Raw genomic sequence first — 19,464 nt, forward strand, 5'->3', positions numbered from 1 at the left:
AGTCATTTCAGGTAGTCCTCCCTAGGGTCGTACCGGCCTTCAACGGCCGTTGGTAAAGCGATGCGCGAGCATCGCGATGATGATGATCGCACCCTGAACAGCGGCCACGAGATATTCCGAGACCATGTCCGAGAGGACCATCACATTGGCGATAATTTCGAGGATCAGCGCCCCGGCGACCGAGCCGAGGATCCGGCCCTTGCCGCCCCGAAGGAGCGTCCCGCCGATGACGACGGCGGTGATGACCTGCAGCTCCCAGAGCTGCCCGGTCGTGGGCGTCGCGGCGCCGAGCCGCGGCACGTAGCAGATGGCGGCGACGCCGACGACGAAGCCCTGGATGACGAAGGCGAGCGTCCGCACCCGGCCGACATGCACGCCCGAGAACCGCGCCACCTCGACGTTGGAGCCGACGGAGGTGAGCCTCCGGCCGAACTTCGTGCGGTAGAGCAGGAAGGCGCCGAGGATGACGACGACGATCGTCATCAGCACGGGGTAGGGGATGCCGAGGAAATCGCCGAAATAGACGGGCCGGTAGGCCTCGCGGAGCGAGCGGTCGATGGGCAGCGAGCCGCCGTCCGACATGAAGGTGATGAGGGCGCGGAAGATGCCCATCGTCCCCAGCGTGACGATGAAGGGCTCGATCTTGCCGACGGTCACGATGAGCCCGTTGAAGAGCCCGCAAAGGAGCCCCGTCACCAGCGCCACCCCGGCGCCGGCGAGGATCGCCCAGTTGCCGAGCGCCGGCACGAGGGCGTTCATGGCGAGGATCATGACGCCGGTCACGAAGGCCATCATCGAGCCGACGGACAGGTCGAGCCCGCCCGAGGCGATCACGAAGGTCGCGCCGACCGCGATGATCGCGATGAAGGCGCTGCGCGTGACGACGTTCATGATGTTCGCGGTGGCGAGGAAGTTGGAATTGATGAGCGCGCCCGCAACGATGATCACGGCAAGCGCGATGAACGGCGCAAGCTCGCCCAGCCGGATGCCGCCGCGCTCGCCCGCGGGGGCGGATCTTGCGCTTGTGGTGTCTGCCTCTACGCCGCTCATGGCCTCTTTCCTCCCGTTTCGCTGCGCCCACTCGCGGCCGCGTAGACGACGTTTTCCTCGGTGATCTCGTCGCCGTTGAGCTCGGCCACGAAGCGGCCGGAGCGCATGACGAGCACGCGGTCCGACAGGCCGACGAGCTCCTGAAGCTCCGACGAGATCACGACGCAGGCCTTGCCCTGCCGCACGAGCCCGTCGATGAACTGGTAGATCTGGCCCTTGTTGCCGATGTCGATGCCGCGGGTCGGCTCGTCGATCACCACCACCGAAGGGTCGGTCATCATCACCTTGGCGAGCAGCAGCTTCTGCTGGTTGCCGCCGGAAAGCTGGCCCGCCGTCAGGTCGAGCGTGCGGACGCGGATGTCGTATTCCTCCACCGCCTGGCGGAGTGCGCCGGTCTCGCGGCCGCGGTCGAGCGTCAGGCCGGGGTTGACCGCATCGAGCGCCTGAAGCGTCAGGTTGGGGCCGAGCCGGTGCTCGAGCAGCAGCCCGCGGCCCTTGCGATCCTCCGTCAGGTAGACGAGCCCGGCGGCCATGAGGCTGCCGACGTCGCGCTGGGTGATCGCGCGGTCCGCAAGCGTGACGCTGGCCGCCTCGGAGGGGCGCAGGCCCATGAGGCCCTCGAAAAGCTCCGTCCGCCCCGCGCCGATCATGCCGCCGATGCCCAAGACCTCGCCGGGGCGCACCTCGAACGAGGCGGAGACCTTGCCGTGATCGACGCTCAGCCCCTCGACCTTGAGGAGCGGCGCGGCTGTCGCCGGCCCCCGCTTCGGCGGATAGAGCATGGAAAGCTCGCGCCCGACCATCAGCTCGGCCATCTCGCGCTGCGATAGCCCCTCGGCCGGCCAGGAGCCGATCATCTGCCCGTCGCGGAGCACGGTGACCCGGTCGGACAGCGCCTCCACCTCTTCCAGCCGGTGCGAGATGTAGAGAACGGCGACGCCGTTGGCGCGCAGGTCGCGCACGATGTCGAGAAGCGCCGCCACCTCGTCATTGGCGAGAACCGCGGTCGGCTCGTCGAGGATCACCACCTTGCGGTCCTCAAGAAGGGCGCGGGCGATCTGCACGAGCTGGCGCTGGGCGAGCGGCAGGTCGGCGACCCGGTCGCGGGGCCGCGCCGTGGCGCGGATGCGGGCCAGCACCTCGCGCGCCCGGCGGTTCATCTCGCGGTCGTCGACGAAGGGGCCTCGGCTCAGCTCGCGGCCGAGGAAGAGGTTCTCGGCGACGGTAAGGTCGGGGGCGAGGAGGATCTCCTGATGCACCAGCACCACGCCCGCCGCCTCGGCACTGACGGCATCGGTGTACTCGGCCGGGGCGCCCGCCATGGCGATATGGCCCTCGGTCGGTGCCACATGGCCGGAGAGGAGCCGCATCAGCGTCGACTTGCCGGCGCCGTTCTCGCCGATGATGGCGTGGACCTCGCCGGCGCGGATGTCGAGCGTGATACCGGACAGCACCGTGATCGGCCCGTAGGCCTTGCTGAGGCCGATGGCCTGCAGCGTCGGGGCGCCGTCGCCGGGCCTGGCGGCGGCCGGGTGCGGGGCGGCGACGTTCATTCGAAGGCAGCCAGCAGGCGGGCGCGCGAGCGCTCGATGTGAAGGGCCATCGCCCGATGCGCGGCCTCGGGGTCGCCGGCGCGGAAGGCGGCGAGCAGGTTCTCGTGCTCCTCCAGCGCCTCCTGCGTGACGCGGCTGTGGAACATCAGGCGGAAGATATGCAGGTGCACATGCCGGTCGGTCAGCGCGTGGCGGATGACCTCGTTGTCGGCGATGCGCAGGATCTCGTCGTGGAAATGCGCGTCGACCCGGGCGAAGCGCGAATAGCGGCTGTTGCGGTCGACGGGCTGCTCGCCGCTGCCCATCTCCTCCGCCGCCGCCTCCAGCGCCGCCATGGCCTCGGGCGTCATGTTGCGGCAGGCGAGGCGGGCGGCCTCCGGCTCGAGGAGCAGGCGGAAGGTATAGAGGTCGTCGAATTCCTTGCGGGTGAGCTGCGGTGCCGCTGAATAGCCGATGAGATGCGCCTTGCGCACGAGCCCCTCGCGCTCCAGCCGGCTCAGAACCTCGCGGACGGGGGTCTGCGAGACGCCGAGTTCCCGCGCCAGGGCGTCGATCGGGATGCGGGAGCCGGGGGCGATCTCCAGCGACATAAGCCGTTCGTAAACGCTGTCATAGACGTCATCCGCGATGCTCGACCGGCGGATTTGTCCTGACTTTGCAGTACGTTCGGCAACCGGCGCCATCCTGTTCCCCTCCCACGATGAACGACTTGACAGGCCCCGATTCCCACCACATAGGATATCCAATGTCAAATCATTTATCATATACGATATGATCTGCAGATGCTGATCGAGGCGGAAGACCTGCGTGGCATGATGCTGATGACGCTCCGGAAACGCGGCGCGCCCGAGGCGCATGCCGCGCTTCAGGCCGAGGTGCTGATGGAGGCGGAGCTGCGGGCGCTGCCCTCGCATGGCGCCCAGCGCCTGCCGCGGCTCGTCTCGCGCATCGACCGCGGTCTCGCCGATCCGGCGGCCTCGGGCGCGCATGTCTGGGCGCGGGGCGGCTTTCTCGCCATCGACGGCCAGCGCGGGCTCGGCCCCGTCGTCATCGAGGCCGCCACCGCGGCGTTGGGCGAGGCGGCGCGGCGCCACGGCATCGCCCTCGCCGCGATCCGCAACGCCAATCACATCGGCATGCTCTCCTTCTACGCCGAGCGGGCGGCGGGGCAGGGCCTCATCGCCATCGTCCTCAGCACCAGCGAGGCTCTCGTGCATCCCTTCGGCGGGACGGAGGCGATGCTCGGCACCAACCCGGTCGCCATCGGCATCCCGACGGAGGCGGGGCCCTTCGTCGTCGATCTCGCCACCAGCGCGGTGTCGATGGGCAAGATCCACCATCATGCGCTGACGGTGCAGGCCATTCCCGACGGCTGGGCCGTCGATGCCGAGGGGAACCCCACCACCGATGCCGAGGCCGCCAAGGCCGGCGCCATCGCGCCCTTCGGCGGCGCCAAGGGCTACGGGCTGGGGCTCGCCTTCGAACTTCTGGTCGCCGCACTTGCGGGCTCGGCCTTCGCGCCCGAGGTGCGGGGCACGCTCGACGACCTCCACCCCGCCAACAAGGGCGATGTGGTGATCCTCATCGACCCCGGCGCGCGGGACGGCGAGGCTGGCGCGCTCGCGGGCTATCTGGAGCGCCTCCGCCAGTCGCGGCCCGCCGAGCCCGGCCAGCCCGTCCGGGTGCCGGGCGACGGCGCCCGGGCCCGGCGGCAGGCGGCGCTGCAGCGAGGGATCGAGCTGCCGGACGCGCTTTACGACACATTGCTCCGCCTCGCGGCGGCCTGAACACGACAAAAGACCAGGGAAGGACGGGACATGACGCTATTCGGAGCGATCCGCGCACCGCGGGAACTCATCTTCGGGGCGGGGCAGCGCGCCTCGCTCAGCGCCATGGCCGCGAAGCTCGGGCGCCGCGCGCTGGTCGTCACCGACGCCCGCCTCGCCGCGGACGCGACCTTCCTCGAGATGATGGCGGGCATCGAGGCGGCCGGCGTCGCGATCCGCGTCGATGGCGAGACCCTGCCCGACGTGCCCGTCGGCTCCGCCATCGCCTCCGCCGAGGCGGCGCGCGACTTCGCGCCCGACCTCGTCATCGGCATCGGCGGCGGCTCCTGCCTCGACATGGCGAAGACTGTCGCGACCCTTCTGACCCACGGCGGTCGGCCGCAGGATTACTATGGCGAACACGCCGTGCCCGGGCCGATCCTGCCGCTCATCGCCGTGCCGACCACCGCCGGCACCGGATCGGAGGTGACGCCCGTCGCCGTGCTCTCCGATGACGAGCGGAGCCTCAAGGTCGGCATCTCCAGCCCCTGGCTCCTGCCCAGCGTGTCGATCTGCGACCCCGACCTGACGCTGACCTGCCCGAAGGGGCTGACGGCCATCGCCGGCGCCGATGCGCTGACCCATGCCATCGAGGCCTTCACCGCCATCCGCCGTGAGCCCGAGCCGGGCATCGCCCTCCGCCGGGTCTTCGTCGGCAAGAACCCCGTCTCCGACGGGCTGGCGCTCATGGCCGTGCGCTCACTCTGGCGGGGGCTGGAGGCGGCCTGCACGGATGGCGCCAATGCCGGGGCCCGCGCCGATGTGATGATGGGCGCGACGCTGGCCGGGCTCGCCTTCGGCACCGCCGGCACCGCCGCCGCCCATGCGATCCAGTATCCCGTCGGCGCGCTCACGGGCACCGCCCACGGCGCCGGCGTCGCCTGCCTCATGCCCTATGTGATGGCCTGGAACGCCCCGAAGATCGGGCCGGAGCTGGACGAGCTCGCCGCGGCCATGGGCCTTGGCTCCGGCGCCGAGGTGGTGCCGGCCGTGGCGGCGCTCTTCGAGCGCATCGGCATCCCGCCGACGCTCGCGGCGCTCGGCCTCGCCGAGGAAAAGCTCGACTGGGTGGCCGAGCAATCCTGCGGCATCGCCCGCCTGATCCAGAACAACCCCCGGCCGCTGCCGCCGGAAGACATGCGCCGCCTCGTCGGCGCGGCCTTCACCGGCGACCGCGCCGCCCTGACCTGACCCGCCTGACCCGAAGGAGACCCCCATGGAACTCGGACCGATGTTCAAAGGTTATGCCGACCCCAGCCGCCATGCGAACGCGCTCTATATCGGCGGCCGGTGGGAGGAGGGCGGCGGCATCCCCGTCCGCGATCCCTCCACCGGCGGGATCCTCGGCGAGGTGCCGGATGCGGGGGTGCCGGAGGCGAAGCGCGCCGTCGAGGCCGCCGCTGCCGCCGCCGACGGCTGGCGCCGCACCCCGGCACGCCAGCGCTCGGAGATCCTCCGCCGCTGGTTCGAGCTGATGACCGCCCATGCCGAGGAGCTGGCGCTGCTCATCTCGCTCGAGAACGGCAAGGCCCTGCCGGATGCCCGCGGCGAGGTCGCCTATGCGGCGGAGTTCTTCCGCTGGTATGCCGAAGAGGCGACGCGCGTGCCCGGCGAGTTCCGCATGAGCCCCTCGGGCGCCCACAACATCCTTGTCGATCACGAGCCCATCGGCATCGCGGTGCTCATCACGCCCTGGAACTTCCCCGCCGCCATGGCGACGCGGAAGATCGGCCCGGCGCTGGCGGCCGGCTGCACGGTGATCCTCAAGCCCGCCTCCGAGACGCCGCTGACGGCCTATGCCATGGCCCGGCTCGGCGCCGAGGCCGGCGTGCCGGACGGCGTCGTCAACGTGCTCACCACCTCCGATCCCGGCGGGGTGACGGCGGCGATGCTGGCCGATCCGCGGGTGCGCAAGCTCTCCTTCACCGGCTCCACCGGCGTCGGGCGGGTGTTGCTGGCCGAGGCGGCCAAGAGCGTCGTGAGCTGCTCGATGGAGCTCGGCGGCAACGCGCCCTTCCTCGTCTTCGACGATGCCGATCTCGAGGCGGCGCTCGACGGGGCGATGCTCGCCAAGATGCGCAATGCCGGCGAGGCCTGCACGGCCGCCAACCGCTTCTACGTCCAGTCGGGCATTCACGACGCCTTCGTCGAGGGGCTCACCCGGCGCATGGCCGCGCTCAAGGTCGGCCCCGGCTATGGCGAGGGCGTGCAATGCGGCCCGATGATCACCGAGAAGGCGGTCGACAAGATCGAGAGGCTGGTGAGCGACGCGAAGGAGCGCGGCGCCCGCGCCACGACCGGCGGCGCCCGGATCGAGGGCGAGGGCTACTACTACCCACCGACGGTGCTGGAGAACGTCTCCCCCGATGCCCCCATCGCGCGGGAGGAGATCTTCGGCCCCGTTGCCCCGGTCTACCGCTTCGAGACGGAGGACGAGGCCATTGCCATGGCCAATGACACCGAATTCGGGCTCGCCGCCTATGTCTATTCGCAGGATCTGAAGCGCGCGATCCGCGTCGGGCGCGGCATCGAAAGCGGCATGATCGGCATCAACCGCGGCCTCATGTCCGACCCGGCGGCGCCCTTCGGCGGTACCAAGCAGAGCGGGCTCGGCCGCGAGGGCGGCGTGCACGGCATTCTGGAGTTCATGGAGGCCAAGTACTACGCTGCCGAGTTCTGAGGGCAGGGCAGGGCAGGGCGGCGCGGGAGGCTGGCATGGCGGATCTCTACCGGAACCGGGATTTCATCCCCGACTTCGACGAGATCATGGCGGAAACGGAGGCGCGCAGCCGCGAGGTCGCGGCGCGCGCCGATGTCCGGCCGGGCTTGCCCTACGGGGACACTCCCCGCCAGAGCTTCGACCTCGTCCTGCCGCCCCGGGTAGCGCCGGGCGCGCCGCTGCATGTCTTCATCCACGGCGGCTACTGGCGCGCGGGCTCGAAGGAGGCACATACGCTCGTGGCCCAGCCGGTGCTCGAGGCGGGCGGGATCTGCGCGCTCGTCACCTATGACCTGATGCCGGGCACGCGGCTCGGGGCCATCGTCGGGCAGGTCCGCGCGGCGGTGCGGGCGGCCGCGGCCGAGGCGGCCGGGCTCGGCGCCGATCCGGGGCGGCTCACCGTGAGCGGCCATTCGGCCGGGGCGCATCTGGCGTCTCTCCTCGCCGCAGAGGCGCCCGGGGATGCGGGGCCACCGGACGTGCCGCCGCTCGCCGGGCTCCTCCTCGTCAGCGGCATCTACGACCTCGCCGGCATTCCGGACAGCTTCCTGAAGGACGAGGCGAAGATGACCCATGAGGAGGCGGCCGACTGGTCGCCACTCTCCGCCCGGCCGCTGCCCGCCGGCCGGCGCATCTTCACCTGCGGCGAGGCGGAAACGGCGCCGTTCCACGTTCAGGCCGCCGCGATGGACGAGCTCTACGAGCGCGCCGGAATGCGCTCGGCGCTGCGGGTGGAGCCGGGCTGCAACCACCTGACGGTGGTCTTCGACCTCGCCGACACAAGCCGGCTCCTCGGCCAGGCGCTCGCCGATCTGGTGGCGGGGAGTTAGCTCCCCCAGCCCGCGCCGCCACTCCGGTGCCGCCCGATGGGCAGCATCAGCGGCGTGCCCGCGACCGGGTCGCGGATGATCCGGGCGGAGAGGCCGAAGACATGCGCCACCATCTCTTCCGTCAGCACCGCCGCGGGCGGGCCGGCGGAATGGAGCCGGCCGGCGGCGAGGGCGACGAGGTGATGGGCATAGCGGGCCGCGAGGTTGAGGTCATGCAGCACCATGACGACGGTCGTCCCCCGCGCGGCATTGAGGTCGACGAGCAGGTCCAGCACCTCCACCTGATGCGCCACGTCGAGGAAGGTCGTCGGCTCGTCGAGGAGCAGCACATCCGTCTCCTGCGCCAGCGCCATGGCGATCCAGACCCGCTGCCGCTGCCCGCCGGACAGCTCGTCGACGGCGCGCTCGGCGAGATCGACCGTCTGCGTCGCCTCCATCGCCGCCGCCACCGCCGCGTCATCCTCGCGGCTCCAGCGCTGGAAGGGACCGTGATGCGGGTGCCGCCCGCGGCCGATCAGATCGGCGACGGTGATCCCCTCCGGCGCCAGCGGCGCCTGGGGTAGGAGCCCGAGCTGCCGCGCCAGCGCCCGCGCCGGCATCCGGTGGACCTCCTTGCCATCGAGCAGCACCCGGCCCGCCCGCGGCGGCAGAAGCCGCGACATGGCGCGAAGCAGCGTCGACTTTCCGCAGGCATTGGCGCCGACGATGGCGGTGATCCTGCCCGGCGGCACTGTGAGGTCGATGCCATGCAGCACGGCGCGCGAACCGTAGCCGGCGGCAAGATCTTCGGTGACGAGGCTCTGGGTCATGAGGCGGCTCCCACCCGGTTGCTCCGGGCGATGAGATAGACGAGCCAGGGCGCCCCCAGCGCCCCGGTGACGATGCCGACGGGAAAGCGCATGGGCAGGGCGAACTGGCCGATCCAGTCGGCGCCGAGCACCAGCACCGCCCCGCCGAGCGCGGCGGGCAGCAGGAGTGAGCGCCCCGGCCCGATCAGGCGCGAGACGATGGGCCCCGACAGGAACGCCACGAAGGCGATGGGCCCGGCGGCGGCGGTGGCGAAGGCGACGAGCCCCACGGCGGCGAGGAGCACCGTGATCCGCAGCCACCCGACGCGGATGCCGAGCGCGGCGGCCGTGTCATCGCCGAGCCGCAGCGCCTCCAGATCCCGCGCGCGGAGGAGGAGCACGCCGCCGCAGACAGCGAGCGCCAGCGCGAGCGGCACCGCCTCCGCGAGCGTCGCGCCGTTGACCGAGCCGGCCATCCAGCGGATCGCCTCGTTCTGGCTCCAGGTGCTGGCTTTCAGGAGGCTGTAGGAGATGACGCTCTGCATCATCGCCGCCATGCCGATGCCGATGAGGATGAGCCGCGCGCCGGCCACGCCGCCGCCCCGCCAGGCGAGCGCATAGATGCCGAGCGCCACCCCGAGCCCCCCGGCGATGGCGACGGGGGCGACGGCGCTGCCGGATAGACCGAAGAAGACGATCCCCGCGACGGCCGCGCCGCTCGCGCCGAAGGAGATGCCGATGATGTCGGGCGAGGCGAGCGGGTTGCGCAGCATGGTCTGGAAGGCCGCCCCGGCCAGGCCGAAGCTGAGCCCGGTGAGCAGAGACATGAGCGCCCGGGGCGCGCGGAGCGTGCCGATCGTGAAGCCGGCGCCGGGCACATCCCGCCCGAGGAGCACGCGGGCGACATCGCCGGGCGGCGTGACGCTCTGGCCGACCATCAGCGTCAGCGCGACGAGCGCCAGAACCACGGCGGCGAGCGCGGCAAGCTGCCCCGCGCGCCGGCGGCCACGCTGCCGCCGGGCAGCGGCGAGCGTGTCGGTCAGGGTTCCGGTGATGGGCGGCCGGCTCACAGGTCTTTCAGCTTCTGCCGGCGGACGATCCAGATGAAGACCGGCGCGCCGAGAAAGGCCGTCACGATGCCGACGTCAAGCTCCGACGGCCGGGCGATGACGCGGCCCGCCACGTCGGCGCCGATCAGAAGGGCCGCGCCCGTCAGGGCCGACAGCGGCAGCAGCCAGCGGTAATCCGGCCCGAAGATCAGGCGGCAGAGATGCGGCACCGCGAGCCCGACGAAGCCGATCGGCCCGCAGATCGCGGTCACCGCCCCGGCCAAGAGCACGGCCCCGAGCGCGGCGGCGGCCCGCGCCAGCATCACGCGCTCGCCGAGGCCCGCCGCCATCTCGTCCCCCAGCGCCAGCGCGTTCAGCGCGCCCCCCGAGGCGAGCGACAGGGCGCAGCCCGCGGCCAGGAAGGGCAGGACGGCGCGGATGCCCGCGAAGCCGGCGCCGCCGACGCCTCCCACCTGCCAGGCCTGCGCGCCACCGGCGATATCGGCATGGGGCAGAAGCACGGCGCTGATGAAGGCGCCGATGGCCACGGTGCTCGCGACGCCCGCGAGCGCCAGCTTGAGAGGGGTCGCCCCGCCGGGGCCGACCGAGGCGATGGCATAGACGAACCCCGCGGTCAGGCCGGCACCGGCGATGGCAGTCCAGATATAGGCGTGAAACCCCGCGAGGCCGAAGAAGGCGAGGCCCAGCGTCACCGCCAGCGCCGCCCCGGCATTGACGCCGAGGATGCCCGGATCCGCCAGCGGATTGCGCGTGACGCCTTGAAGGACGGCGCCGGAGAGCCCGAGCCCGGCGCCCGCCAGCGCGGCGAGCAGCGTCCGGGGCAGGCGCTTCGAGACCGCCGCCTCGCCGATGGTCTCGGTGGCGCCGGTGAGGCCGCCCCAGATCTCGGCGAGGCTGACGCTCCGCGTGCCGATGGCGACCGAGAGCGCGCAAAGCACCGCGAGCCCCGCGAGCACGGCCAGAAGCCAGAACCCGCGGGGCAGGGCGGCGCGCCGGTGGTGCGGCGCGGCGAGGCTGGCCTCGCTCACTCGCCCGCCCGCGCCGCCTCGGCGAGGAGCGCGACGTAATCGCCAAGCACCCAGGAGAGCGCCAGAGGCGTCGGGTTGGCGGCGGTGCCGAGCGGGTCATTGCCCAACGTCACGATGGCGCCGTTCTCGACCGCCGGCATCTTCGAGGTCAGCGGGTCGGCCTCCAGCGCGTCGATGAGCTCCTGCCCGCCATAGGTCACCACGAGGTCGACATCATCGAAGGCGTCGATCTGTTCGGCGCTGACCGAGCCGGAATAGGAGCCGCCGGCGGAGGCGTCGATGACGCTCTGCGGCATCTCGAGACCGAGGTCTTCGAAGAACTTCACCCGCGTGTCGGCGGTGGTGTAGAAATTGAGGACAGACAGGTCTGTCGTGTCGAGATGGGTGATGAACATCACCGACTTGCCGTCGAGCTCGGGATACTGGCCGATGGTCTCGTCGATCTCCGCCTCGATCTCGGCGATCAGCGCGTCGCCCTCTTCGGCCATGCCCATGCCGGTCGCATTGATGCGGATCGACTGGCGCCAGTCGGTCGCCCAGGGCGCATCGGGATAGGCGATGGTGGGCGCGATCTGGCTCAGCGTGTCGTAATCCTCCTGGCTGAGGCCGGAATAACCGGCGAGGATCACATCGGGCTCCGTCGCCGCGACCGCCTCGAAATCGATTCCGTCGCCTTCGTCGAAGAGCACCGGCGCCTCGGCCCCGAGCTCGGCCAGACGCTCCGTGACCCAGGGCAGGAGCCCGTCGCCATCGTCATCGCCGAAATTTGCGGCAGCAAAGCCCACGGGCACGATTCCGAGCGCCAGCGGCACCTCGTGATTGGCCCATTGCACCGTCGACACCCGCTCGGGCTTTGCGGTCAGAACGGTCGTTCCGAGCGCATGGGTGATGGTGACGGGATAATCCTCCGCCGCCTGGGCGAGAAGCGGCCCGGCCGGGAGAATGGCGGGCAGGGCGGCGACAAGAGCGGGGGCGAGGCGGTGCATGGAGAATCTCCTAGTGAATCTGTCGGATTTCTCAGACCAAGCCGCGCGGCGCTTGTCAACGCCCCCGCTGGCCCTCGCACCGCCGGAAGCGCCCGGAGGACGGGGTGGAACCTCCCGCGAGCCGGGTTAGTTTAACCATGACCGGCGGGGCAACCCGTCCGGCAACAGGGACGCTTTTCAGCGACGGAGGGACAGGAATGCCCAAAGAGGCAACGCCAGCCACATCGCCAAGCTTGCAGGATCTTGCGGCACATCGCCTCGCCATCGAGGCGGTCTCGCCCCAGGTCGATGCCGGCCGCTTCGCCGCCAAGGGCGTCGCCGGCTGGCCGCTGACCATCGAGGCCGACATCATGTCGGACGGGCATGAGGTCATCGCCGCCACCGTGGTGACCGCAGCCGGCGAGACGCCCATGACCAAGGGCCAGAACGACCGCTGGGAGGCCGATGTCTCCTTCGATCAGGTCGGGCCGGCGCGGTTCTCCATCCGGGCCTGGCGTGACCTCTGGGCCACCTGGGCCCGCGACACCGGCAAGAAGATCGCCGCCGGGCAGGATGTGACGGTGGAGGTGCAGGAGGCCGCGCAGCTCCTCGACCGCGTCAAGAAAGCCGGCCCCGAGATCGCCGACCTCATTCGCGCCGCCAAGGCGGGCGACACCTCCGTTCTGCTCTCCGACGAGACGACGGCGCTCATGGCCGCCCACGGCCCCCGCGCCAACGTCACCGAGAGCGAGGCCCTGCCGCTCTGGATCGACCGCGAGCGCGCCGCCTTCTCCGCCTGGTACGAGCTCTTCCCGCGCTCGACCGGCCCCGAGGGTCAGCACGGCACGTTCCGCGACGTGATCTCGCGGCTGCCTTACGTGAAGGACCTCGGCTTCGACGTCCTCTACTTCCCGCCGATCCACCCGATCGGCACGACCAACCGCAAGGGCAAGAACAACTCGCTGAAATCCGAGCCCGGCGACATCGGCTCGCCCTATGCCATCGGATCGCCCGAGGGCGGGATGGACGCGCTGCACCCCGAGCTCGGCACCTTCGCCGATTTCGAGGCGCTGGTGAAGGCGGCGGCTCAGGAGGGGATCGAGATCGCGATGGACATCGCGCTCAACGCCTCGCCCGACCACCCTTGGATCAGGGAGCATCCCGACTGGTTCGAGCGGCGCCCGGACGGGACGATCAAATACGCCGAGAACCCGCCGAAGAAATACGAGGATATCGTCAACTTCCGCTATTACCTCGACGACGGCGCCCCGAATGCGCCGTTCTGGGAGGCGATCCGCGATCTTTTCCTCTTCTGGTCCGACAAGGGCGTGAAGAACTTCCGCGTCGACAATCCGCATACGAAGCCCTTCCCCTTTTGGGAATGGATCATCGCGGAGGTGCGCGCCCAGTATCCGGGGACGGTGTTCCTCTCGGAGGCCTTCACCCGCCCGAAGGTCATGAAGCGCCTCGCCAAGGTCGGCTACAACCAGAGCTATACCTATTACACCTGGCGCAATACCGCTGCCGAGCTGCAGGAGTATCTGGAGGAGCTGACGACGGAGGAATGCCGCCACTACATGCGGCCGAACTTCTTCGTCAACACGCCGGATATCAATCCGATCTTCACTCAATATTCCGGCCGCCCGGGCTTCCGCACCCGGGCGATCATGGCGGCCTCCCTCTCGGGCAACTGGGGGCTTTATTCGGGCTTCGAGCTCTGCGAGGCGGCGCCGCTGCCAGGGAAAGAGGAATATCTCGACAGCGAGAAATACCAGCTCCGCCACCGCGATTTCGATGCCGAGGGGCATATCAAGGACGATATCCGCCTCATCAATCGCCTCCGGCGCGAGAACCCGGCGATGAAGGACTTCCTCAACCTGAAGTTCTTCACCGCCCATGACGAGCGCGTGCTGTATTACGGGCGCTTCGACCCGGTGGCGCGCAATTACCTTCTCTTTCATGTGCTGATCGACCCCCATGCGGGCGCGCAATTCAACTTCGAGGTCCCGCTCTGGGAATTCGGGCTGGAAGATGCCGCCTCCATCGAGGTGGAGGATGCCGTTCACGGCAATCGCTTCATGTGGCACGGCAAGGACCATATGCTGACGCTCGATCCCGAAAACCGACCCTATGCGATCTGGAAACTTTTCCCGCCCGGAGGTGCCGTATGAGTCTCGCCGAAACGACCATGGCCGAAGAGGGCCTCCAGTCGGCGGACTGGTACAAGGACGCAATCATCTACCAGCTTCACGTCAAGGCCTACATGGACAGCAACGGCGACGGGGTCGGCGATTTCGCCGGCCTCATGTCGCGGCTCGACCATGTGCAGTCGCTCGGCGCGACGGCCGTGTGGCTCTTGCCGTTCTATCCCTCGCCGCTCCGCGACGACGGCTATGACATCGCGGAATACAACGAGATAAACCCCTCCTACGGCACGATGGAGGATTTCGACGCCTTCGTCGCCGAGGCGCATCGCCGGGGGCTCAAGGTCATCACCGAGCTCGTCATCAACCACACCTCGGACCAGCACGAGTGGTTTCAGAAGGCGCGCCATGCGCCGAAGGGCAGCCCCGAGCGCAACTGGTATGTCTGGTCGGACGATCCGGCGAAATGGATGGACAAGACGCGGGTGATCTTCAACGACACCCACGATTCCAACTGGACTTGGGACCCGGTCGCCGAGCAATTCTACTGGCACCGCTTCTTCGACCACCAGCCGGATCTCAATTTCGACAATCCCGAGGTGCTGAAGGCCGTTCTCGATGTCATGCATTTCTGGCTCGACAAGGGGGTCGACGGCCTCCGGCTCGATGCCATTCCCTATCTGGTGGAGCGTGACGGCACCAACAACGAGAACCTGGACGAGACCCACGACGTGCTGAAGGCGATCCGCGCCGATCTCGATCAGCATTACGAGGGCCGGATGCTCCTCGCCGAGGCCAACCAGTGGCCGGAGGATACGCGGCCCTATTTCGGCGATGGGGATGAATGCCACATGGGCTTTCACTTCCCGCTGATGCCGCGTATGTACATGGCCGTCGCCCAGGAGGATCGGCACCCGATCACGGATATCATCCGGCAGACGCCGGAGATTCCCGACAATTGCCAATGGGCGATTTTCCTGCGCAACCATGACGAGCTGACGCTCGAGATGGTGACCGACAAGGAGCGCGATTACCTGTGGAATTTCTACGCCAGCGACAAGCGGGCGCGGATCAACATGGGCATTCGCCGCCGTCTTGCACCGCTTCTGCAGAACGACCGGCGGAAGCAAGAACTCCTCAATTCCATGCTGATGTCGATGCCGGGGACGCCGATCCTCTATTACGGCGACGAAATCGGCATGGGCGACAATATCTATCTCGGCGACCGCGACGGCGTGCGCACGCCGATGCAATGGTCGCCCGACAGGAATGCGGGCTTCTCCCGCGCCGAGCCGCAAAGGCTCTATCTGCCGACGATCCAGGATCCGGTCTTCGGCTATGAGGCGCGGAATGTGGAGGCGCAGTCGAACGACCCGTCGTCGCTGCTCAACTGGATGCGCCGCATGGTCGCCGTCCGCCAGAACCACGACGTGTTCGGGCGGGGCGAGATGCGGCTCCTTTATCCCTCCAACCGCAAGGTGCTGGCCTATATCCGCGAATACGAGGGCACGGCCGTCCTCTGCGTCGCCAACCTGTCGCGGCAGGCGCAGGCGGTCGAGATCGACCTCGGCGCCTATGCCGGCCGCGTGCCGGTCGAGCTGACGGGGCATTCTGCCTTCCCGCCGATCGGGGCGCTGCCCTATCTCGTCACCCTGCCGGCCTACGGCTTTTTCTGGTTCCTCCTCGCCGACGAGACGGAGGCGCCGAGCTGGCGCGCCGCGCCGCAGGAGATCCTGCCGGAATTCCTGACGCTGACGACCCGCGACGGCCGCGTCTCGAGCGCGCTTTCGGGCCGCGAGGGGCGGATGCTGCAGGAGGATGTCCTGCCGAACTACCTGCCGCTGCAACGCTGGTTCGCCGCGAAGGACAAGGTGATCAAGTCCACCTCCATCGCGCCCCTGGCCGATCTGGAGGAGGGCCGCGCCGCGCTGTCGCTTCTTGAGGTCGACCTCGGCGACGAGGTGCAGGAGTACCTTCTGCCGCTCGCCGCGCTCTGGGGGGAGGATCACGTCTCCTTCGGCTCGCCGACGCTCGGCTATACGCTCTCCAAGCTCCGCCGCGGGCCCTCCGTCGGCGGGCTCATCGACGGCACGGCCGATGTGCCGGCCATGACCGCGCTCTTCGAGAAGCTCCGCGAAGGCGGGGTGATCGAGGCGCGGGGCGGCCGGCTGATCCTCGACAAGGTGCCGGCGATGGATGCGCTGGAGGATCCGGGCGAGGCGCGCCTCCTTAACGTCGAGCAGTCGAACGCCACCATGGCCTTCTCCGACAAGGCGATCCTCAAGCTCTACCGCCGTCTCCGCGAGGGGGTGCAGCCCGATATCGAGGTCTCGCGCTACCTGACCGGCCCCGGCGGCTTCGACGGCACGCCTGCCTTCCTCGGCGAGCTCGCCTTCGAAAGCGATGCCGGCAAGCGCACCTCGCTCGGCGCCGCCTTCGGCTTCGTCCGCAACCAGGGCGATGCCTGGGCGGCGGTGACCGACGGGCTCGAGCGCATGGTTGCCGAGGCCGCCATCGACGATGGCGCCCCGGATTCCTACCTGCCGGGCCTCGACCTCGCCCCGCTGATCGGCCGGCGCACGGCCGAGATGCATGTCGCCCTCGCCAAGGGGACGGAGCCCGACTTCGCCCCCGAGGAGATGACGAAGGAGCGGCTGCGCGCCTTCACCGACGAGGTGACGGAGGAGCTGGACGCCGTGCTGGCCAGCCTCACCTCCACGAAGGACCTCTCGCCCGAGACCGCCGAGCTGGCGGAGCGGGTGCAGAAGGGCGGAAAGGCGCTGAAGAAGCGCCTGAAGGCGCTCGGCAAGATGACGCCCTCGGGCGCGCTCACCCGCATCCACGGGGATTACCACCTCGGCCAGGTGCTCGTCGCGCAGAACGACGTGATGATCATCGACTTCGAGGGCGAGCCCCGGCGGACGATGGACGAACGCCGCGCCAAGGCGGCGCCGCTCCGCGACCTCGCCGGCATGATCCACTCGCTGGATTACGCCGCCTTCGCGGCCCGCAAATGGACGAGGGGCGCCGGCGGCGACGACGCCGAAGCGGCCGCGCAGATCGACGCCTGGCACGACCGTGCCTCCGCCGAACTGCGCGAGGCCTATGATGCCGCCATCGCCCCCAGCCCCGCGCATCCGAAGGATCCCGCCTTCGCCGCGGCGCTGCTCGATGCGCTCTACATACAAAAGGCCGCCTATCAGGTCGGCTATGAACTCGCGATGCGGCCGACATGGCTCGACATCGGCCTCGCCGCGCTCGCGACGATGCTCCCAGAGGAAGGTGATGCATGACCAAGACACTCGACACGGCCCCGCCGCCGCAAGAGATCGACGCGATCATCCGCGGCCTGCAGGGCGACCCGTTCCGCTGGCTGGGGATGCATCAGGAAGAGGGCGGGCCGGTGACGGTCAGCGTCTTCTCCCCCGACGCCACCGAGATCACCGTGCTCGACGCCAAGGGCCGCCCCGTGGCGCCGCTGGAACAGCTCCGACCCGATGGCTTCTTCCACGGCGCGATGCCGAAGAAGAAGCCCTTCGCTTACCGACTGCACTACCGCAATGCCCAGGGGCATGAGTGGGAGCTGGCGGATCCCTATGCCTTCGGCCCGGTGCTGGGGGAGATGGACGAATACCTCCTCGGCGAGGGCCGCCACGAAGAGCTCTACCGCCGCCTCGGCGCGCATCCTGCGATTCATGAGGGCGTCGAGGGCACCGCCTTCGCCGTCTGGGCGCCGAATGCCCGGCGCGTCTCGGTGGTCGGCCATTTCAACGCCTTCGACGGGCGCCGCCACCCGATGCGCCGCCGCGGCGCGACGGGGGTCTGGGAGCTCTTCGTCCCCGGCATCGGCAAGGGCGAGATCTACAAATACGAGATCGTCGGCGCCTACGGCCACACGCTGCCCTTGAAGGCCGACCCGGTCGGCTTCCATGCCGAGAACCCGCCCGAGACCGCCTCCATCGTCCACGGCCTGCCCAAGCACGAATGGACGGACGACGGCTGGATCGCCGCCCGCGGCCGCGACCAGCGCCGCGAGCCCGTCAGCATCTACGAGGTGCATCTGGGCTCCTGGCGGCGGGGCGAGGGCAACGCCTATCTGAGCTACGACCAGCTCGCCGAGGAGCTCATCGCCTATGTGGGCGAGATGGGCTTCACGCATCTGGAGTTTCTGCCCGTCTCGGAACACCCGTTTTCCGGCTCCTGGGGCTACCAGCCCGTCGGCATGTTCGCCCCCACCTCGCGCTTCGGCGACCCCGAGGGCTTCGCGCGGATGGTCGACCGGCTGCACAATGCCGGCATCGGCGTCATCGTCGACTGGGTGCCCGCGCACTTCCCGACCGATGCCCACGGGCTCGGCAATTTCGACGGCACGGCGCTCTACGAACATGCCGACCCGCGGCAGGGCTTCCACCAGGACTGGAACACGCTGATCTACAATTTCGGCCGGCAGGAGGTGGCGAACTTCCTGCGCGCCTCGGCGACCTACTGGCTGAAGGAGCTGCATGTCGACGCGCTGCGCGTCGATGCCGTCGCCTCGATGCTCTACCTCGATTATTCGCGGAAAGACGGCGAGTGGATCCCCAACCGCTACGGCGGCCGCGAGAATCTCGATGCCATCGATTTCCTCAAGGGCGTCAACGAAGTGGCCCGCGACTACGCGCCGGGCGCGCTGACCATCGCCGAGGAATCGACGGCCTGGCCGGGCGTCTCGCGCCCCGTCCATGACGGCGGCCTCGGCTTCGACTTCAAGTGGAACATGGGCTGGATGCACGACACGCTGGCCTACATGAGCCAGGATCCGATCCACCGGAAGTATCATCACCACGAGATGACCTTCGGGCTGGTCTATGCCTTCTCGGAGAATTTTGTCCTGCCGCTCAGCCATGACGAGGTCGTCCACGGCAAGGGCTCGATGCTCGGCAAGATGCCGGGCGACCGCTGGCAGAAGTTTGCGAACTTGCGTGCCTATTACGGCTTCATGTGGGGGCACCCGGGCAAGAAGCTGCTCTTCATGGGCGGCGAGTTCGGGCAGGAGCGGGAGTGGAACCACGACCAGTCGCTCGACTGGCACCTGCTCTCCGACCCGCACCACGAGGGGCTGCGCAAGCTCGTCCGCGATCTGAACGGGCTCTACCGGGCCGAGCCGGCGCTCCATGAGCGCGACTGCTCGCCCGAGGGCTTCCGCTGGATCGAGGGCGGCGATGCCGAGAACAACGTTTTCTCCTTCGTCCGCTATGGCGAGGAGGGCACCAAGCCCGTCGTCGTCATCTGCAACATGGCGCCGGTGGTGCGCGAGGGCTACCGGATCGGCATGCCCTCGGCTGGAAATTGGGCAGAGCGCCTGAATTCCGACGCGCCCGAATACGGCGGCTCCGGTGCAGGGAACGGTGGGCGGGTCTACGCCGTTGAGGAAGGGCTGCACGGGCTGCCGGCCTCCGCCGCGCTGACCCTGCCACCGCTTGGCACGCTGTTCCTCACACCGGAGTAACCA

The 19,464-nt window shown here is 69.4% G+C and carries 14 protein-coding genes; 7 read left to right on the top strand and 7 right to left on the bottom strand.

Annotation, left to right across the window (positions count from 1 at the left end; translation table 11 throughout):
- Positions 1 to 39 precede the first annotated feature (39 nt).
- The 3 genes from ACAZ03_RS06450 to ACAZ03_RS06460 are packed head-to-tail and all read right to left on the bottom strand — an operon-like array spanning position 40 to position 3,286.
- The gene (locus ACAZ03_RS06450) at positions 40 to 1,050 is read right to left on the bottom strand and encodes an ABC transporter permease (RefSeq protein WP_373356590.1); all 1,011 of its coding nucleotides are present in this window, start codon (positions 1,048 to 1,050) and stop codon (positions 40 to 42) included.
- Positions 1,047 to 2,603, bottom strand: coding sequence for a sugar ABC transporter ATP-binding protein (locus ACAZ03_RS06455; protein WP_373356591.1), 1,557 nt, complete (start codon positions 2,601 to 2,603; stop codon positions 1,047 to 1,049). Before ACAZ03_RS06455 ends, ACAZ03_RS06450 begins: the two co-directional genes overlap by 4 nt.
- Complete coding sequence (locus tag ACAZ03_RS06460) at positions 2,600 to 3,286, bottom strand: GntR family transcriptional regulator (RefSeq protein ID WP_373356592.1); 687 nt, start codon at positions 3,284 to 3,286, stop codon at positions 2,600 to 2,602. The genes ACAZ03_RS06455 and ACAZ03_RS06460 overlap by 4 nt, the downstream gene beginning before the upstream one ends.
- 99 nt (positions 3,287 to 3,385) lie before the next feature.
- On the opposite strand from ACAZ03_RS06460, the gene ACAZ03_RS06465 reads away from it, so the two are divergent.
- From ACAZ03_RS06465 to ACAZ03_RS06480, 4 genes are read left to right on the top strand one after another with little or no spacing between them, the layout of a single operon-like run.
- A complete protein-coding gene (locus ACAZ03_RS06465; RefSeq protein ID WP_373356593.1) occupies positions 3,386 to 4,390 on the top strand; it encodes an Ldh family oxidoreductase in 1,005 nt (334 codons plus the stop codon).
- A gap of 30 nt (positions 4,391 to 4,420) precedes the next feature.
- Positions 4,421 to 5,620, top strand: a complete 1,200-nt coding sequence (locus tag ACAZ03_RS06470; protein WP_373356594.1) for an iron-containing alcohol dehydrogenase — start codon at positions 4,421 to 4,423, stop codon at positions 5,618 to 5,620.
- Between the two features lie 25 nt (positions 5,621 to 5,645).
- On the top strand, positions 5,646 to 7,109 hold the full coding sequence (locus tag ACAZ03_RS06475; protein WP_373356595.1) for an NAD-dependent succinate-semialdehyde dehydrogenase: 1,464 nt from the start codon (positions 5,646 to 5,648) through the stop codon (positions 7,107 to 7,109).
- A gap of 35 nt (positions 7,110 to 7,144) precedes the next feature.
- On the top strand, positions 7,145 to 7,978 hold the full coding sequence (locus tag ACAZ03_RS06480) for an alpha/beta hydrolase (RefSeq protein WP_373356596.1): 834 nt from the start codon (positions 7,145 to 7,147) through the stop codon (positions 7,976 to 7,978).
- On the opposite strand, the gene ACAZ03_RS06485 is transcribed toward ACAZ03_RS06480, so the two are convergent.
- Genes ACAZ03_RS06485 through ACAZ03_RS06500 form a run of 4 tightly spaced genes read right to left on the bottom strand, consistent with a single transcriptional unit; the run spans position 7,975 to position 11,850 of the window.
- The gene (locus ACAZ03_RS06485) at positions 7,975 to 8,787 is read right to left on the bottom strand and encodes an ABC transporter ATP-binding protein (RefSeq protein ID WP_373356597.1); all 813 of its coding nucleotides are present in this window, start codon (positions 8,785 to 8,787) and stop codon (positions 7,975 to 7,977) included. The genes ACAZ03_RS06480 and ACAZ03_RS06485 overlap by 4 nt on opposite strands.
- On the bottom strand, positions 8,784 to 9,836 hold the full coding sequence (locus ACAZ03_RS06490; RefSeq protein WP_373356598.1) for a FecCD family ABC transporter permease: 1,053 nt from the start codon (positions 9,834 to 9,836) through the stop codon (positions 8,784 to 8,786). Before ACAZ03_RS06490 ends, ACAZ03_RS06485 begins: the two co-directional genes overlap by 4 nt.
- Entirely contained in the window at positions 9,833 to 10,864 is a 1,032-nt protein-coding gene (locus ACAZ03_RS06495) for a FecCD family ABC transporter permease (RefSeq protein WP_373356599.1), read from the bottom strand. The genes ACAZ03_RS06490 and ACAZ03_RS06495 overlap by 4 nt, the downstream gene beginning before the upstream one ends.
- Positions 10,861 to 11,850 (bottom strand): iron-siderophore ABC transporter substrate-binding protein, encoded by a 990-nt coding sequence (locus tag ACAZ03_RS06500; protein ID WP_373356600.1) that lies wholly within the window; start codon positions 11,848 to 11,850, stop codon positions 10,861 to 10,863. Before ACAZ03_RS06500 ends, ACAZ03_RS06495 begins: the two co-directional genes overlap by 4 nt.
- 197 nt (positions 11,851 to 12,047) lie before the next feature.
- Here ACAZ03_RS06500 and ACAZ03_RS06505 point away from each other — a divergent pair, with 197 nt between their 5' ends.
- The 3 genes from ACAZ03_RS06505 to glgB are packed head-to-tail and all read left to right on the top strand — an operon-like array spanning position 12,048 to position 19,461.
- Positions 12,048 to 14,000, top strand: a complete 1,953-nt coding sequence (locus tag ACAZ03_RS06505) for an alpha-1,4-glucan--maltose-1-phosphate maltosyltransferase (protein WP_373356601.1) — start codon at positions 12,048 to 12,050, stop codon at positions 13,998 to 14,000.
- On the top strand, positions 13,997 to 17,266 hold the full coding sequence (gene treS / locus ACAZ03_RS06510) for a maltose alpha-D-glucosyltransferase (RefSeq protein ID WP_373356602.1): 3,270 nt from the start codon (positions 13,997 to 13,999) through the stop codon (positions 17,264 to 17,266). Before ACAZ03_RS06505 ends, treS begins: the two co-directional genes overlap by 4 nt.
- Positions 17,263 to 19,461: a 1,4-alpha-glucan branching protein GlgB gene (gene glgB, locus ACAZ03_RS06515; RefSeq protein ID WP_373356603.1), complete on the top strand. Its 2,199-nt coding sequence runs from the start codon at positions 17,263 to 17,265 to the stop codon at positions 19,459 to 19,461. Before treS ends, glgB begins: the two co-directional genes overlap by 4 nt.
- The last annotated feature ends 3 nt before the right edge of the window (positions 19,462 to 19,464 follow it).

Source organism: Pseudoroseicyclus sp. CXY001, from assembly GCF_041714655.1.
Taxonomy (GTDB): Bacteria; Pseudomonadota; Alphaproteobacteria; order Rhodobacterales; family Rhodobacteraceae; genus Pseudoroseicyclus_A.

Coding starts and splice junctions, on each gene's coding strand:
- ACAZ03_RS06475 (WP_373356595.1), top strand. CDS start 5,646: ATGGAACTCGGACCGATGTTCAAAGGTTATGCCGACCCCAGCCGCCAT.
- ACAZ03_RS06470 (WP_373356594.1), top strand. CDS start 4,421: ATGACGCTATTCGGAGCGATCCGCGCACCGCGGGAACTCATCTTCGGG.
- ACAZ03_RS06465 (WP_373356593.1), top strand. CDS start 3,386: ATGCTGATCGAGGCGGAAGACCTGCGTGGCATGATGCTGATGACGCTC.
- ACAZ03_RS06455 (WP_373356591.1), bottom strand. CDS start 2,603: ATGAACGTCGCCGCCCCGCACCCGGCCGCCGCCAGGCCCGGCGACGGC.
- ACAZ03_RS06450 (WP_373356590.1), bottom strand. CDS start 1,050: ATGAGCGGCGTAGAGGCAGACACCACAAGCGCAAGATCCGCCCCCGCG.
- ACAZ03_RS06460 (WP_373356592.1), bottom strand. CDS start 3,286: ATGGCGCCGGTTGCCGAACGTACTGCAAAGTCAGGACAAATCCGCCGG.
- ACAZ03_RS06485 (WP_373356597.1), bottom strand. CDS start 8,787: ATGACCCAGAGCCTCGTCACCGAAGATCTTGCCGCCGGCTACGGTTCG.
- ACAZ03_RS06505 (WP_373356601.1), top strand. CDS start 12,048: ATGCCCAAAGAGGCAACGCCAGCCACATCGCCAAGCTTGCAGGATCTT.
- ACAZ03_RS06500 (WP_373356600.1), bottom strand. CDS start 11,850: ATGCACCGCCTCGCCCCCGCTCTTGTCGCCGCCCTGCCCGCCATTCTC.
- treS (WP_373356602.1), top strand. CDS start 13,997: ATGAGTCTCGCCGAAACGACCATGGCCGAAGAGGGCCTCCAGTCGGCG.
- ACAZ03_RS06480 (WP_373356596.1), top strand. CDS start 7,145: ATGGCGGATCTCTACCGGAACCGGGATTTCATCCCCGACTTCGACGAG.
- glgB (WP_373356603.1), top strand. CDS start 17,263: ATGACCAAGACACTCGACACGGCCCCGCCGCCGCAAGAGATCGACGCG.